At 65.9% G+C, this 13,716-nt stretch carries 17 protein-coding genes and 1 tRNA gene; 13 read left to right on the forward strand and 5 right to left on the reverse strand.

Annotation, left to right across the window (positions count from 1 at the left end; translation table 11 throughout):
- Positions 1 to 350: 350 nt before the first annotated feature.
- Both ACFQS4_RS18510 and ACFQS4_RS18515 read right to left on the reverse strand, forming a co-directional pair.
- A tRNA-Met gene (locus ACFQS4_RS18510) sits at positions 351 to 425 on the reverse strand.
- Between the two features lie 411 nt (positions 426 to 836).
- A complete protein-coding gene (locus ACFQS4_RS18515; RefSeq protein ID WP_500195250.1) occupies positions 837 to 1,103 on the reverse strand; it encodes an HAH_0734 family protein in 267 nt (88 codons plus the stop codon).
- 167 nt (positions 1,104 to 1,270) lie between these two features.
- Between ACFQS4_RS18515 and ACFQS4_RS18520 the strand changes: the two genes are divergently transcribed.
- The 6 genes from ACFQS4_RS18520 (at position 1,271) to ACFQS4_RS18545 (ending at position 4,256) form a co-directional block, all read left to right on the forward strand.
- Positions 1,271 to 1,555 carry a 50S ribosomal protein L44e gene (locus ACFQS4_RS18520; RefSeq protein ID WP_254158165.1) on the forward strand — a complete coding sequence of 95 codons (285 nt, stop codon included), beginning with the start codon at positions 1,271 to 1,273 and terminating at the stop codon, positions 1,553 to 1,555.
- Positions 1,556 to 1,560: 5 nt separating this feature from the next.
- Complete coding sequence (locus ACFQS4_RS18525) at positions 1,561 to 1,734, forward strand: 30S ribosomal protein S27e (RefSeq protein WP_253429843.1); 174 nt, start codon at positions 1,561 to 1,563, stop codon at positions 1,732 to 1,734.
- Positions 1,731 to 2,531 carry a translation initiation factor IF-2 subunit alpha gene (locus tag ACFQS4_RS18530; RefSeq protein ID WP_500195254.1) on the forward strand — a complete coding sequence of 267 codons (801 nt, stop codon included), beginning with the start codon at positions 1,731 to 1,733 and terminating at the stop codon, positions 2,529 to 2,531. The genes ACFQS4_RS18525 and ACFQS4_RS18530 overlap by 4 nt, the downstream gene beginning before the upstream one ends.
- Before the next feature lie 19 nt (positions 2,532 to 2,550).
- Positions 2,551 to 2,730, forward strand: a complete 180-nt coding sequence (locus ACFQS4_RS18535) for an RNA-protein complex protein Nop10 (RefSeq protein WP_500195256.1) — start codon at positions 2,551 to 2,553, stop codon at positions 2,728 to 2,730.
- Between the two features lie 6 nt (positions 2,731 to 2,736).
- On the forward strand, positions 2,737 to 3,507 hold the full coding sequence (locus tag ACFQS4_RS18540; RefSeq protein ID WP_500195258.1) for a proteasome assembly chaperone family protein: 771 nt from the start codon (positions 2,737 to 2,739) through the stop codon (positions 3,505 to 3,507).
- Between the two features lie 131 nt (positions 3,508 to 3,638).
- Positions 3,639 to 4,256, forward strand: a complete 618-nt coding sequence (locus tag ACFQS4_RS18545; RefSeq protein ID WP_500195260.1) for a J domain-containing protein — start codon at positions 3,639 to 3,641, stop codon at positions 4,254 to 4,256.
- 59 nt (positions 4,257 to 4,315) lie between these two features.
- On the opposite strand, the gene ACFQS4_RS18550 is transcribed toward ACFQS4_RS18545, so the two are convergent.
- Positions 4,316 to 5,095 (reverse strand): DUF7839 domain-containing protein, encoded by a 780-nt coding sequence (locus ACFQS4_RS18550; RefSeq protein WP_500195262.1) that lies wholly within the window; start codon positions 5,093 to 5,095, stop codon positions 4,316 to 4,318.
- 203 nt (positions 5,096 to 5,298) lie between these two features.
- Between ACFQS4_RS18550 and artA the strand changes: the two genes are divergently transcribed.
- Complete coding sequence (artA, locus tag ACFQS4_RS18555; protein WP_500195265.1) at positions 5,299 to 6,270, forward strand: archaeosortase A; 972 nt, start codon at positions 5,299 to 5,301, stop codon at positions 6,268 to 6,270.
- A gap of 4 nt (positions 6,271 to 6,274) precedes the next feature.
- Complete coding sequence (locus ACFQS4_RS18560; protein ID WP_500195267.1) at positions 6,275 to 7,054, forward strand: metallophosphoesterase; 780 nt, start codon at positions 6,275 to 6,277, stop codon at positions 7,052 to 7,054.
- A 15-nt stretch (positions 7,055 to 7,069) separates the two neighbouring features.
- Here ACFQS4_RS18560 and ACFQS4_RS18565 read toward each other — a convergent pair whose 3' ends face one another.
- Positions 7,070 to 8,368: an NAD(P)/FAD-dependent oxidoreductase gene (locus tag ACFQS4_RS18565; protein ID WP_500195269.1), complete on the reverse strand. Its 1,299-nt coding sequence runs from the start codon at positions 8,366 to 8,368 to the stop codon at positions 7,070 to 7,072.
- 117 nt (positions 8,369 to 8,485) lie between these two features.
- On the opposite strand from ACFQS4_RS18565, the gene ACFQS4_RS18570 reads away from it, so the two are divergent.
- Positions 8,486 to 9,679, forward strand: a complete 1,194-nt coding sequence (locus ACFQS4_RS18570) for a threonine synthase (RefSeq protein WP_500195270.1) — start codon at positions 8,486 to 8,488, stop codon at positions 9,677 to 9,679.
- An 81-nt stretch (positions 9,680 to 9,760) separates the two neighbouring features.
- Here ACFQS4_RS18570 and ahbB read toward each other — a convergent pair whose 3' ends face one another.
- On the reverse strand, positions 9,761 to 10,831 hold the full coding sequence (gene ahbB, locus ACFQS4_RS18575; RefSeq protein WP_500195272.1) for a siroheme decarboxylase subunit beta: 1,071 nt from the start codon (positions 10,829 to 10,831) through the stop codon (positions 9,761 to 9,763).
- Between the two features lie 153 nt (positions 10,832 to 10,984).
- Between ahbB and ACFQS4_RS18580 the strand changes: the two genes are divergently transcribed.
- From ACFQS4_RS18580 to ACFQS4_RS18595, 4 genes are all read left to right on the forward strand, one after another.
- Positions 10,985 to 11,431, forward strand: a complete 447-nt coding sequence (locus ACFQS4_RS18580) for a pyridoxamine 5'-phosphate oxidase family protein (RefSeq protein WP_500195274.1) — start codon at positions 10,985 to 10,987, stop codon at positions 11,429 to 11,431.
- 100 nt (positions 11,432 to 11,531) lie between these two features.
- Positions 11,532 to 12,596, forward strand: a complete 1,065-nt coding sequence (locus tag ACFQS4_RS18585; RefSeq protein ID WP_500195276.1) for an anthranilate phosphoribosyltransferase — start codon at positions 11,532 to 11,534, stop codon at positions 12,594 to 12,596.
- A 95-nt stretch (positions 12,597 to 12,691) separates the two neighbouring features.
- Positions 12,692 to 13,207, forward strand: a complete 516-nt coding sequence (locus ACFQS4_RS18590) for a peptidylprolyl isomerase (RefSeq protein WP_500195278.1) — start codon at positions 12,692 to 12,694, stop codon at positions 13,205 to 13,207.
- A gap of 70 nt (positions 13,208 to 13,277) precedes the next feature.
- A complete protein-coding gene (locus ACFQS4_RS18595) occupies positions 13,278 to 13,658 on the forward strand; it encodes a ferredoxin (RefSeq protein WP_500195281.1) in 381 nt (126 codons plus the stop codon).
- Positions 13,659 to 13,716 lie beyond the last annotated feature (58 nt).

Here is a 13,716-nt window from a genome sequence, read left to right on the forward strand (position 1 = left end):
GTATTGCGAAAACAGTGTCTGAGAACACTTCCTAATAAATGGTCACCATCCTTGTTCTGGATGGCGTGGGTTGTTTTCACAACGAATAGTAAATTACGCACCTCTCAGCCGTCTCGTAACACTTCTGGCCGGCGTCTGCATTCGAAGCAGAGAGCGCGACGCTTACGGCCTTCTCTCGTTCAAACTACTCGTGCTATCTCCGTCGCTCGCGAATTTGCTCGCGACAAAACACAGCGGGAGGTAGATTTGAACACGGTCGCGGCGAAGCCGCTCCCTACTTCAAATCTACTTGTCGTCTTTTCAGAGATACAGCTTCCTCACTCCGTTCGTCAGTATGCATCTCAGAAAAGTAGCGGGAGGTAGATTTGAACTACCGATCTGCGGGTTATGAGCCCGCCGGAATCTCCTGGCTATCCCATCCCGCTGGCTCATGATAACCCGGTACGATAGTTAAGGGTTGTGATTCGGGTGCCGTGTGTGGGTTTCTATCGGTCGCCTCGAGCACGCTGGACCGGCTGGCACCGACTCGTCGATATCGAGGGAGTCCTCTAGATAGAGTACTTCACGGACGCGCGAACGAACCGACTCGCCGTCTCCATACCGCCAGGTTCTCGCACGACCGGTGCACCACCGCGAGAACGCCGAACGCTCGAGCGATTCGTCGAAGCCGTCCGGGAACGACGAAGTGACTGACGTGGATGGACTCGTGCGGGGAGGACGAGTCAACGCCGTACGAGTATGCGAGAAAGCCAAACGACGGGTTCCCACGGCCACGTCGGTCGACGAGGCGACGGTCGAGCGAGTAGTTCTGCTACGTGCCTTGCGAGACTAACTGCTCAGACGAACAGGTCGCCCTTCGGCTCGAGAACCGTGACCTCGCTTGCGTCCGCGCGAATGACCTCGAGCCAGTGGGGGGTGAAGTTGCGGCGCTGGAAGTCCTCGTATTCGCCTTCCTCGCCGACGGTGCACCAGAGCTGGACCCGGTCGGGTCCGTGCCACTCGCCGTTGCGACTGATGCCGAAACACACCAGTTCCTCCCCGTCGTGTTCGACGACCGCGCCCTTTCGAATGCCGGGGTCCCCGTGGATGATGAGCCGCTTCATGCCCGGCGGTTCGCACGATGGGGAATTAAGCGCTTCGAAGCACCCCCTGGCTCCCGTCCCACGACGTCCCGGTCGGCGTCGGCTCCCGCGAGACGAGTACGGTGCGTCGACGGCGAACCAAACGGGTTTTAAACGGGGCTCTCTTAGCCCACTCCAAGTGAGTTAACATGCAGATGCCACGCCGTTTCAATACGTACTGCCCGTACTGCAAATCCCACCATCAGCACGAGGTCGAGAAGGTCCGAACCGGCCGTCAGACCGGCATGAAGCAGGTGGCCGACCGACAGCGCGCCCGCCAACTTTCGTCCATCGGGAACTCCGGGAAGTTCTCGAAGGTGCCCAGCGGCGACAAGCCGACGAAGAAGACCGACCTCAAGTACCGCTGCAACGAGTGCGGCAAGGCCCACCTCCGCGAGGGATGGCGCGCCGGCCGACTCGAGTTTCAGGAGTGATTTCGATGGCAGGAAGCTACTACCGCGTCCGATGCAGCGACTGTGAGAACGAACAGATCGTCTTCGGCAAGGCGGCCTCGGAGGTCGCCTGCGCCGTCTGTGGGACCACGCTCGCCGTCCCCACCGGCGGGAAGGCCGAGATCGACCACGAAATCCTCGAAACCGTCGAGTCACGATGAAGTACAGCGGCTGGCCCGAACCGGGCGAACTCGTCGTCGGCAAGATCGACGAGATCGAGGACTTCGGCGTCTTCGTCGACCTCGAGGAGTACCAGGACAAACGCGGCCTGATCCACATCTCGGAGGTCGCCAGCGGCTGGATCAAGAACGTCCGCGATCACGTTCGCGAGGGCCAGATCGCCGTCTGCAAGGTCCTCGACGTCGACGAGTCCCACGAGCAGATCGACCTCTCGCTCAAGGACGTCAACGACCACCAGCGCTCCGACAAGATCCAGGAGTGGAAAAACGAGCAGAAGGCCGACAACTGGATGGAGATCGCCTTCGGCGAGGATATTGCCGACGAGGAGTACATCAGTATCGCCAACGAACTCCTCGGCGCCTACGGCACGCTCTACGACGGGTTCAAACAGGCGGCTATCCACGGCGACGAGGCCCTCGAGGACACCGACCTCGACGACGACGAGCGCGACGCCATCGTGGAGACGGCTCGCGAGAACGTCTCGGTGCCGTACGTCAACGTCACGGGCTACGTCGACCTCGAGAACCCCTCACCGAGCGGCGTCGACGGGATTCGGTCCGCACTCGAGGCCGCCGAGGGGAACGGCGAGATTCCCGAGGGCGTCGAACTCGACGTGACCTACGTCGGAGCGCCCGAGTACCGGATCAAGGTTCGTGCGCCGAACTACAAGACCGCCGAGAGCGTCCTCGAGGCCAGCGCCGAGCGGGCGATCGGCGCGATCGAAGCCGAGGGTGGCGAAGGCGAGTACCACCGCGAGCGCCGAACTGACGACGAGTAGCCGTTTTCGTTTTTCGACGATGAAATCCGACATCCGCATCTGTTCGGCGTGGGAGGACGTTCACGACCGGCCGGTCTACACTCTCTCCGACGAGTGCCCCGAGTGCGGTGCCGACGCCGTCAACAGTGCCCCGGCGCCGTTCGATCCCGAGGACCGACACGGCGAGTACCGACGTGCTCTTAAACGTCGCGTCCGCTGATACGGTATGGACGAACTCGATATCGAGGCGGTCGCCGAGACGACACTCGACGAACCGGTGTTGATCGAGGGACTTCCCGGCGTCGGCCACGTCGGGAAACTCGTCGCCGACCATCTGCTCGAGGAACTCGAGGCCGAGAGCACCCTCGTTCGGCGGATCTACTCCCAGGAGTTCCCGCCGCAGGTGACGGTCGTAGACGGCGTCACCAGTCTGACCTGCGCGGAGGTCCACGCGGTGACGCCCGAGGAGGGTCGAGACGTGCTCGTCCTGACGGGCGACCACCAGGCCCAGACCAACGCGGGCCACTACGTCCTCACGGACGCGTTTCTCGACGTCGCCGAGGAGTTCGACGCGACGGAGCTGTACGCCCTCGGCGGCGTCCCGACGGGCGAACTGATCGACGAGTACGCCGTCCTCGGTGCGGTCACCGACGAGTCGCTAATCGAACCGCTCGAGGACGTCGGCGTCGAGTTCCGCGAGGACGAACCGGCGGGCGGCATCGTCGGCGTCTCCGGGCTGTTGCTCGGCCTCGGGGAACGCCGCGGGTTCGAGGCGACGTGTCTCATGGGCGAGACCAGCGGCTACCTCGTCGACCCCAAAAGTGCTCGCGCCGTCCTCGAGGTGCTCGAAACGCGACTCGGGTTCGACGTCGACTACGACCCCCTGGACGAGCGTGCCGACGAGATGGAGGAGGTCATCGGCAAGATCCAGGAGATGGAACAGCAACAGCAGGCGATGGACGTCCCGAACGACGACGACCTGCGGTACTTCGGCTGAGACTCTCTCCGTCACCCCCGTCCTGTGCCAGAATCGTCCCCATCGCGTCTACCTCGCTGACGCCCCCGTCCGGGCCCCTTCCGACACTCGCGAGCGAGTGGTTCTTTATCCTCCGGCGAGTACAGTGGCCCGTGCCAACGAGCGTCCTCGAGGCGATCCCGCCGGCGATTCTGTGGGGGCTCGTCCTCGGCGGAATTTTCACCGGGATCGCCGCGACGCTCTTCGTCGTCGGCGAGCGGCTGTTCCCGAGTCGCGTCGTCACCGGCGAGAACACGTACTCGAGCGAGCGACGACGCCGCGGCGAGATTCGAACGTATCTGCAGGCGATCGACGAACGCTACCTCGAGGAGTGGGAACTCGAGGACGCGGGGGAGACAGTGGCGTTCTATTTGCCTGACCGTGACGTTGCCGTTACCTTCGACGCGGAGGCGTTCGTTCGACTCCAGGCGCACACCGACACGCACCTCATCCTGGCCGAACACGAGATGCCTGGCGTCCACCTGGCCGATCGACTCCCGTTCGAGGTGCCGCCGCTCGAGCGCGAGCGCGAGTACGGGACGATGACCGTCGAGGACCGCCTGAAGCGGGCCTACGAAGCCCTCGGCGTCTCGACGACGGCGGACGCGGAGGCGATTCGCGAGGCCTACCGCGAGCGGGTCAAAGCCGTTCACCCCGACCACGGCGGCGACGAGGAATCGTTCCAGCGGGTCCAGGAGGCGTACGCGACGGTGCGAGAACACGCGGACTAGTGCTGTCTTAACGACGATTGAAAGCGTACTAACGCCCCGGTTTCGTGCCGACGACTTCCTCACCCCTCGAGCACTTCGTAGGTCACGTCGCCGTCTCTGAGCACGTCGGTGACGCGGCCCACGGCGTCGGTGGTGGCGACGACGGCGACCTCGAGGCCGCGTTCGGCGGCGTCGGCGGCGACGGCCCCGACGGCGAACGTGGTCGCCGGTTCGACGGTAGCCTCGCGGAGGGCCACGATGGCTTCGACGCCCGTCGCCAACACCAGGTCAGCGTCGGCACAGCCGTCCGCGATGGCCTCGAGGGTCGCCGACTGGCTGCCGCCTGCTCGGACCGGCGGGACCTGCCAGACCGTCACGGAGCCGGGCTCGAGGTCGATGACGCCCTCGAAGCTCGTGACGCCGACGTCCGATCCGGCGGCAGCGTCGGTGGTCGCGACACCGGTCGCGGGGCCGGCCTCGCCAGGGGCCGCGTGGAGGAGGCCGTCTTCGACGGTGAGCGAGACGGGGTCGCCGGCCTCGAGGTCGGCACTCGCGATGGCGGCATCCTCGCCCATGGCGCCGAGGACGTCCTCGGTGACGTGATCGGCGAATCGGCGGACGTCACCGGCGGCCTGGAAGAGCCAGTCGACGCCCTCGTTCGTGACGCGGTAGCGAGAGCGCCCCTCCTTCTCGACGAAGCCGTCCTCGACGAGGTCGCGGATGTACTCGCTGACGGCCTGACTGGTGACGCCGACCTCCGCGGCGATCTCGCCCTGGCTGACGGCCGGTTGTCGTTCGGCAATCTCGACGAGGATTCGAAACCGCGTCGCGGCGCGTTTGTTGTCGAGAACGTCGACCATGTGCACGCGTTCTCACGACACGGCCAAAAATGGCGCGGTCTCTCAGACGCTCGTTTCGATGGATAACTGTGGCCGCTCGTTTCGGCAAGTGGAGTGTGGCAGTCCGTTTCGGTGGGTAGACCGTGACCTCGAGTACCGCGGTTGTGTCCGACCGACACACAGCGTCAGGTTGATACCGCTCGAGTCCGTCAATTCGCGTGACAATGTCCTCCCCGCCCGTATCGGTCCTGCCAGCGGCCGTAGGGTCGTTCGGCGCCACCGACGCGCTGGCGTGGGTCGCGATCGGCGCCTTCGTTCTCGCACTGGCCCTCCAGTGGCAGTCTCGCGAGGACGCCGCCCGCTACCTGGCCGCCGGCGCCTGGGTCGTCTTCGGTGTCTTCTGGTTGACGATGATCCCCTACTACTACGGCGAGGCCCGGAGCCCGATCCAGACGATGTTGAGCCTCGCTGCCCTCCCGCTGTGTGCGTACACGGGGTATCTCCTCTATCGGGGCCGAACGTCCCTGCTCGTGCTCACGAAGGCGGTCGCCTTCATGGGAATCATCTACCTCCCCGTCGAGACGATTCCGTTCGCCAGGACCTGGCTGATCGAGACGACGGCTGCCCAGACCCACTACGGGATGGAACTACTCGGCCACAGCCCGGGCCTCAACGAGGGTGCGAACGGCTACGAGAGTCGCTTCGACTTCGACCCCGACGAGACGGTGACGGGACGGACGACCTACATCGTGCTCGCGTGTACCGGCATCGGAAGCATGGCGATCTTCGGCGGGTTGATCGCCGCCGTGAAGGCGCCACTCCGGCGAAAGGCCACCGCGTTCGCCCTCGCTATCGGCGTCATCTGGTTCCTGAACCTGATCCGGAACGTCTTCATCGGTCTCGCCTCGCCCTTCGGCTGGTTCCAGTACGACCCGCTGATCTACATTACGACGACGTACATGGGATCGCCCGCCGACCGGACGTCGTTCCTCGTCGCCCACAACTTCGTTGCCCAGTCGCTATCGATCGTCGCCCTCGTCGGGATCACGTACCTCGTGATTCGCATCCTTCCGGAGGTCATGGAACCGCTCGAGGAGGCGCTGTTCGTCCTCACCGGGACCGAGTACGACCTCGCCGATGCCCTCGGCAAACCCGACCCCACGGGCGAGCAGCTCACGCCCTCGAGCGACGATTGAGGCGATGGCCGGCGCTTTTCCCGACTCTGTTCGAGTGGACGCCCCCGTCGAGTTTCTCGAGCGCGCCGTCTTCGTCCCGGGAGCCAACGCGCTCGTCCTCTCGGACCTCCACGTCGGAAAGGCGGCGGCTTCCCGGGTCGAGGCACCGATCGACGACGGCAGCGACGTGATCGACCGCCTCGAGCGCCTGCTCGGCCGTGTCGATGCCGAAACGGTGGTCGTCGCCGGTGACCTCTTGCACTCGTTTTCGACCGTGCCCCGTGGGGCCGACTGGACCGTCACCCGCCTCGAGCGGGTCGTTGCCGAGACCGATGCGGAACTGGTGGTCACCCCCGGAAATCACGACAAGATGCTCGAGTCGGTTTACGACGGACGCGCTCCCGACGCGTACGTGCTGGCCGACGGGGAGACGCTGGTTTGCCACGGGCACGAGCAGCCCGACATCGAGCGAGTGGATGCGGAACCCGAGACGGAATTCGAGAACCGCGAGGGCTCGAACCTCGAGCGAGTCGTCGTCGGCCACGACCACCCTGCGCTCTCGGTCGGCGGGCGGAAGCTCCCCTGCTTTCTCTACACGCGCGACGCCTGGTGCGGTCTCGACGTCTTGATGCTCCCGGCGTTCACCCGGAGCGCGTCGGGCGTGACGATCAACCGGGCTCGAGGATCCGACCTACAGTCGCCCGTGATTCGGTCGCTCGAGCCGTTCCACCCCGTGATTCGCGACGAGGGCGCCGACGAAACGCGCTGGTTCCCGCCGCTCGAGGCGTGTCGGCACCTGCTGTAGCGAGCCGACGCGCGTTCAGGACTCGAGGTCAACGCGAACCGCGAGCGCTGCCCGTCGCCCGCTTTCGAGCGCCCCCTGGATCGACGACCACCTGGTGTACTCGCCGGCCAGGTAACAGGCTCCCCTGGGCGCCCGCGGTCCCGGCAGCCCCTCGTGGACGCCCGGCGGCTGGGCGAACTGCGCGAAGGGGATCCGTTCGGTGTGCACCGTCTCGAGGTCGTCGAATCGGCGATCGGGGTACCACGACTCGAGGGCCCGTCGGGTTCGCGCCGCGAGCGCCTCGGCGTCGTCTTCGGGGTAACCGAGGTAGGTCGCGCTCAGGAGCGTCGAGCCGTCGGGGGCGTAGGCGGGGGCGACGGCGCTGTGCGGGACGACCTGGTTCGGCCCCGAACCCCCGTCGGCGTTGAGGAGTAGCCGTTTTCCCGTCTCGAGGTCCGTCCACCCGGGGAGCGTGTAATACTGGGTGACACAGCCCTTGGCGGTCGTGGGAATCGACTCGACGCCCGTCAGCTCTCGAGCGGTCGGCGGATCCGTCGCGACGACCACCGCGTTGGCCTCGACGATTTTGTCGCCGGTGTTCCCCACGGTCTCGAGCGTGCAGTCAACCTCGTCGTCTCCGGTATCGATTTCGGTCACGGTGACACCCGTTTCGATCACTACTCCCTCGGACTCGGCGCTCGCGGCGAGCTGGGACGGAATCCGGCCCATTCCTTTCGCGGGAACTGCGATCGATCCCGCTGCGAGGGCCCGGAAGGTGTACTCAAAGATTCGCTTCGAGGTCGAGAGGCTTCGGTCGAGGGTGATTCCGCCGTAGAACGGGGCGGCGAAGTTGTCGATGAACTGATCCGAGAATCCCTGGTCCCGCAGGTACTGACCGATGGTCGCGTCGGGCCCCTCGAAGATTCGGTCGGGATCTCGCCCGGCGAACTGGTGGCGGAGTCGGAGGATCCCCAGTTTGTCCGTGAGCGCGACGGCGGAGTTACACAGCGTCTCGGGTAATCCTTCGGGGTCGCGAAACGGGTCCGAAAGCGCCGATCGACGGCCGTCTCGAGCGATGACCGCGCCGGGGGCGAACTCGCGAAGGTCCAGGGCGGGCAGGTCGAGTTCCGCGCGAACGGCAGGGTAGGCGGTAAAGAGCACCTGGAAGCCGCGGTCGAGTCGATAGCCGTCGCGTTCGGTCGTTCGAACGCGACCGCCGACGTCGTCGCGGCGCTCGTACAGCGTCACGTCGAAGCCGTCCCTCGCAAGCGTTCGCGCCGTGACGAGGCCGGCGAGGCCGCCGCCGACGACCGTCACCGACGCCGTTCGTGTCATACGGTATCGTTCGGAGTCGAGATACTAAGTCGTCGTCCCTACGGCAGCGGGCCGACCGTCGGAGACCGCACTCGAGGCGATGAACAGGAATTTGGTCTCGCCGTCACAAGGCCCGGTATGGACACCACGGACGCGTTCGTCGGCCTCGAGTGCATCGACTGCGGAGCGTCGTTCGACGCCGAAACCGGCACCCACCGCTGTCCCGACTGCAACGGGATTCTCGACCCGACCTACGACTACGACGCGGTCGATCTCGGTCCCGTCGCCCTCGAGGCTCGCCCGTTCGACTCGATGTGGCGCTACGAGGAACTGCTTCCGTTCACCCGCGAGTCGGCAGTGACGATGGACGAGGGCGCGACGCCGCTGGTCGAGTGTGAAAAACTCGCCGACGAACTCGGCGTCGGGCGCGTCTTGATCAAGGACGAGGGCCGAAACCCGACGGGGACGTTCAAAGATCGCGGTCAGACGCTCGCGATGACGGCCGCGAACCAGCACGGCGCGAGCGACGTCGCGCTGGCGTCGGCGGGAAACGCCGGACAGGCCGCCGCCGCGTACGCCGGCCGTGCCGACATCGATTCGCACGTGTTCCTCCCGTCTCGAGCGGGCTTCACGACCAAGGCGATGGTGAACGTCCACGGTGGCGACATGACCGTCGTCGGCGGGCGAATCGGCGACGCGGGCGCGGCCTACGCCGACGCGATGGCCGAGCACGACGACTGGTACTCCGTGAAGACGTTCGTGACGCCCTACCGCCACGAGGGCAAGAAGACGATGCTGTACGAGATCGTCGAGCAACTCGAGTGGGAGGTCCCCGATGCCATCGTTTACCCGACTGGCGGCGGCGTCGGCCTCGTGGGAATGTACAAGGCGGCCGAGGAGTTCCGCGACCTGGGGCTCATCGACGACGTACCGGCGCTGTACGCCGCCCAGGCGGCGGGCTGTCAGCCGATCGTCGAGGCGTTCGAGGACGGCCGGGAGCGCCACAATCCCGTCGAGTACCCCGACACCATCTGCGGCGGCATCGAGATTCCCGACCCCGGCGCCAGCCCGTGGATCCTGGAGGCCCTGCGCGAGAGCGATGGCGGTGCGGTCGCGACCGACGACGACGAAATCCTCGAGGCGGCCGTCGCCGTCGCGAAGGGCGAGGGCCTCGAGATGGCGCCGACCTGTGCGGCGGCGGCCAGCGGAGCCTGGGAGCTGGGCGAGCGTGGAGCGTTCGACGACGACGCGACGGTCGTGATCCTCAACACGGGGGCCGGAAACAAGGACGCCGACGTGCTGCGCAGTCACCTGATGGGCCAGGGCGTCTGAACGTCGCTCGAGGGCTGGCGATGCTTGATGAGAGGGAAATGGTCCTCTTCAAAACCACGGTTTCCAGACGGGGCGTCTCCCTCAGGACGTCTCGACTAACGCCTCGTACTGTGCCCCCGTCTGCTTCAACGTCTCCGTCGAGTACAGGCGCTCGTGGGCGACCGGCAGGTACTCCCCGGCGAGTTCGTCGATTTTGGCGTCTACGGCGGCTTGGTCGCGGCCGTGAATCATCGTGAACAGGTTGTAGGACCACTCGAGGTCGGGTCGCCGCGGTCGGTGGTAACACAGCGTCACGTAGGGGAGCGAACCGGCGCGTTCGCCCCACTCGTCCAGCCGGTCGTCGGGGACGTCCCAGACGACCATGCAGTTGGCGTCGAAGCCGGTGACGACGTGGTTGACGATGCAGCCGATTCGCTTGATGCAGCCCTCGTCCTGCAGCCGTTCGACCGCTCCGAGCACCTCCTCGACGGGGACTTCGCGTTCGAGGTCGGCTGCGAGCTCGTCCGCGATGTCGCCGTAGGGCGTCCTCGAGAGCGGGAACCCGTCCTGGATCGCGAGTAAGAGCGCGGCGTCGAATGCCGAGAGGTCGCCCGCGGCGTCCTCGCTGATACGAGTGGCGGAGGCGTCGGTGCCGTCCTCGAGGCTCTCGCGTGCGAAACTGTCGGCGTTCACCACGGGAAACTCGAGGTCGATGTAGTAGTCGGTGAGCATCGGGAGCACTAACACAGTGCAGCCGGTTCGCTCCTCGATCTCCTCCAGGATGCGGTCCCGCGTCTCCCGGGAGCCGGCGGTGACGACGAACCACATGTTCCACTCGTGGTCGCGGGCGTAGTTGTGGTTGACCTGTCGGTAGCCGTTGATCACCTCGGCAATTTCGTCGAACCGATCCTCGGGTGCCTTGACGGCTGCGAGCGTCGAGGAGCCGATCACGGGCGGGTTGAGGACGGCGCCGAAACGACGGAAGATGCCGGCCTCGCGCAGCCGTCGGACGCGCTCGAGGGCCTCGTTCTCGTCGATCCCGAGAGTATCGCCGATGACGCGGAATGGACGCTCGGCGATCGGAAACCCGCTCTGGTAGCCATCGATGATCGCGGCGTCCGTCTCGTCGATCGTCTCGCGCCAGTTGTCCGCGGCCGATCGAGTGGAACTCATTGGTCGGAGTAGGGACGACCCGCACCTATCGCTTTCGGGTTTCTCGAGCGCGGGCGGTACGTACTCGAGGGTGGTTCCTCCGAACCCGCCCCACAGTCGAGCGAGACGCCCGGGCCACGCGGGAACTCTCGCCTCGGAGCACGAACTGAGACCATGTCTCGCATCGAAGTCGCCGAACTCGAGGAGGCCGAACGGGCGTCGGTACTCGGCACCGGCGGTACGGGCGTGCTGTCGTTTTCGACCGAGGGCGACGAACCGCCACGCACCGTCCCAGTCTCGTACGGCTACGATTCCGTCGAGTCGGTTTTCTACTTCCGGCTGGCGACCTCACCGGAGCACCCACCCGAGACGTTCGACGGCCACGCCGTCTCGTTCGTCACCTACGACGCCAACGACGAGTGGTGGAGCGTCGTCGCGAAGGGCCGCCTCGAGGACATCGAACGCGACGACGTCGGTACGGACGCCCTCGAAGGCCTCGAGCGCGTCGAGATTCCGCTGATCGACATCTTCGGTACTCATACTCGAGAGATCGACTTCGCGTTCTGCCGCCTCGAGCCGACAGCGTTCACAGGTCGCCGGGAGTCGAGCACGGCGCAGTGAGCGGCTCCGGCCGCTGTCAGTTTCTGACTTAGTCGGCCACCACACCGCTTCGACCGGACCAAACGGGAGGTTTTTCCCCGACCCATCCCAACCTCGAGCCATGGCCCAGGCTACCCAGGACTTCGGCGAGTGGCCGCTGAAACGCCTGATGACCGAAATCGTTGGCTCCGGTCCCAAATCGGCCGATGACATGACCCGCGAGCAGGCTCGAGAGGCGTTCCGACGGATTCTCGCCGACGAACCCGACCCGACCACGCTGGGGGCGTTCTGGCTGGCGAATCGCTGGAAGAAGAACACGCCCGAGGAGCTGGCGGCCTTCAGCGACGTCATGCGCGAGGAGAGCGTCGTGACGGCCGAACCCGACTGCGACCCCGTCGACTGTGGCGCGAACTACGACGGCAAACACACCACGGCCGTGCTCGGCGTGGCCGCCGGCATCGTCGCCGCCGCCGCGGGCACGCCCGTCGTGACCCACTCCGGCGACCGCGTCCCGACCCAGAAGGCCACGGCGTACAAGCACGTCCTCGACGAACTGGGCGTCCGGACGGAGCTCGAGCCCGACGAGTCGGCGGCGATGGTCGACGAGACCGGCTTCGGCTTCTACTACCAGCCGAATTTCAACCCCGGCGTCCACGCCCTCTACGACCGTCGCGACCAGATGGGCGTCCGGTCATTCGTCAATACGATCGAGACCGTCGCCAACCCGGCCAACGCCGACGTTCACCTCGGCTCGTTCTACCACCTGGCGTTCGCGAAGAAGACGTGCGACCTGGTCGCCGAGAGCGAGGCGCTCGAGTTCTCCCGCGTCGTCATGTTCCAGGGGATGGAGGGCTACGACGACATTCGCCCCGGGTATACGAAAGTCGCCGACTGGCGAGCCGGCGAGTTCGACGACTTCGAAATCGAAACCGCCGAGTACGGCATGGAGATGGAGAACGACGACCTCGCCGTCGACGACGTCGACGCCGACTCCGCGGCGATCACCGAGGAGGTTCTCGCCGGCGAGCGCGACGACCACTTCGCCGACGCCGTCGCGCTCAACGCCGCGTTCCGGATGTTCGCCCGCGACGACGTCGAGGATCTCGAGGCTGGCCTCGAACGCGCCCGCGAAGTCATCGACGACGGGAGCGCGGCGGCGGTGCTCGAGCAGTTGCGCGCGTTCTGACCCTCCCGTGGATCGACGGGACTACGCGGGAATACTGCGACGCCCGCCGCCTCGAGACCACCACTGTTTTCACCACGCCCCTCGTCGGCCGTGGTATGGCAAACCCAACAGCGACGCTTCACACGAGCGAGGGCGACATCACCGTCGAACTGTTCGAAGAGCGAGCACCCCGAACGGTCGGGAACTTCATCGGCCTCGCGACGGGCGAGCGCGAGTGGACCGACCCGGAGACCGACGAGCGCGTCACCGACGAACCGCTGTACGACGACGTCCCGTTCCACCGCGTCATCGAGGGATTCATGATCCAGGGCGGCGACCCGACCGGCACCGGCCGCGGCGGCCCCGGTTACACCTTCGACGACGAGTTCCACGACGATCTCACCCACGACAGCCCCGGCACCCTCTCGATGGCCAACGCCGGCCCGAACACGAACGGCTCGCAGTTCTTCATCACCCTCGATGCGACGCCCCACCTCGACGGCCGCCACTCGGTCTTTGGTGAAGTGACCGACGGGATGGACGTCGTCCGCGAGATCGGTTCCGTAGAGACGGACGGGAACGACAAGCCAAAACGCGACATCGTTCTCGAGTCGGTGTCCGTCGATCGGTAGGATCGATCGTGGGGTCGATCGCACCCTCGAAACCGTAACGCGAAAGACCGTCGCCTCCCGAGGTGACGATATGAGCGACGCACGCGAGGAGACCGCTGAAACCGACGGGGCCGACGGAAGCGACGGTCGCCCCCGCCCCAGCGACGTCGGCTCGAGCGACGGGCCGCCAATCGAGGACAAGCCCTACAAGATCATCTTCGAGGCGAACAAGTGCTTCGGCGCGGGCAAGTGCGCCGAGGTGAGCGACAACTGGGAGATGGACCTCCAGACGGGCCTCGCGCGGGCGAATTCGTACTTTATCGGCGAGGACGACCTCGAGGACAACGTCCGTGCGGCCGAGGTCTGCCCGGCGAAGAAAGACCAGGGCTGTATCCACGTGATCGATCGGCGGACGGACGAGGAGATCGCGCCGGATCCACACGGCGACGGCACGCTGAGCGTCGACTGGTAGTCACGACGGAACCCTCCTGCAGTGACGACAAGGTCCATATGCGTTCGAATCGAAGGGT

The organism is Saliphagus sp. GCM10025317 (assembly GCF_042663665.1).
Lineage (GTDB): Archaea > Halobacteriota > Halobacteria > Halobacteriales > Natrialbaceae > Natronosalvus.

Coding starts and splice junctions, on each gene's coding strand:
- ACFQS4_RS18515 (WP_500195250.1), bottom strand. CDS start 1,103: ATGAAGCGGCTCATCATCCACGGGGACCCCGGCATTCGAAAGGGCGCG.
- ACFQS4_RS18520 (WP_254158165.1), top strand. CDS start 1,271: ATGCAGATGCCACGCCGTTTCAATACGTACTGCCCGTACTGCAAATCC.
- ACFQS4_RS18525 (WP_253429843.1), top strand. CDS start 1,561: ATGGCAGGAAGCTACTACCGCGTCCGATGCAGCGACTGTGAGAACGAA.
- ACFQS4_RS18530 (WP_500195254.1), top strand. CDS start 1,731: ATGAAGTACAGCGGCTGGCCCGAACCGGGCGAACTCGTCGTCGGCAAG.
- ACFQS4_RS18535 (WP_500195256.1), top strand. CDS start 2,551: ATGAAATCCGACATCCGCATCTGTTCGGCGTGGGAGGACGTTCACGAC.
- ACFQS4_RS18540 (WP_500195258.1), top strand. CDS start 2,737: ATGGACGAACTCGATATCGAGGCGGTCGCCGAGACGACACTCGACGAA.
- ACFQS4_RS18550 (WP_500195262.1), bottom strand. CDS start 5,095: ATGGTCGACGTTCTCGACAACAAACGCGCCGCGACGCGGTTTCGAATC.
- artA (WP_500195265.1), top strand. CDS start 5,299: ATGTCCTCCCCGCCCGTATCGGTCCTGCCAGCGGCCGTAGGGTCGTTC.
- ACFQS4_RS18560 (WP_500195267.1), top strand. CDS start 6,275: ATGGCCGGCGCTTTTCCCGACTCTGTTCGAGTGGACGCCCCCGTCGAG.
- ACFQS4_RS18565 (WP_500195269.1), bottom strand. CDS start 8,368: ATGACACGAACGGCGTCGGTGACGGTCGTCGGCGGCGGCCTCGCCGGC.
- ACFQS4_RS18570 (WP_500195270.1), top strand. CDS start 8,486: ATGGACACCACGGACGCGTTCGTCGGCCTCGAGTGCATCGACTGCGGA.
- ahbB (WP_500195272.1), bottom strand. CDS start 10,831: ATGAGTTCCACTCGATCGGCCGCGGACAACTGGCGCGAGACGATCGAC.
- ACFQS4_RS18580 (WP_500195274.1), top strand. CDS start 10,985: ATGTCTCGCATCGAAGTCGCCGAACTCGAGGAGGCCGAACGGGCGTCG.
- ACFQS4_RS18585 (WP_500195276.1), top strand. CDS start 11,532: ATGGCCCAGGCTACCCAGGACTTCGGCGAGTGGCCGCTGAAACGCCTG.
- ACFQS4_RS18590 (WP_500195278.1), top strand. CDS start 12,692: ATGGCAAACCCAACAGCGACGCTTCACACGAGCGAGGGCGACATCACC.
- ACFQS4_RS18595 (WP_500195281.1), top strand. CDS start 13,278: ATGAGCGACGCACGCGAGGAGACCGCTGAAACCGACGGGGCCGACGGA.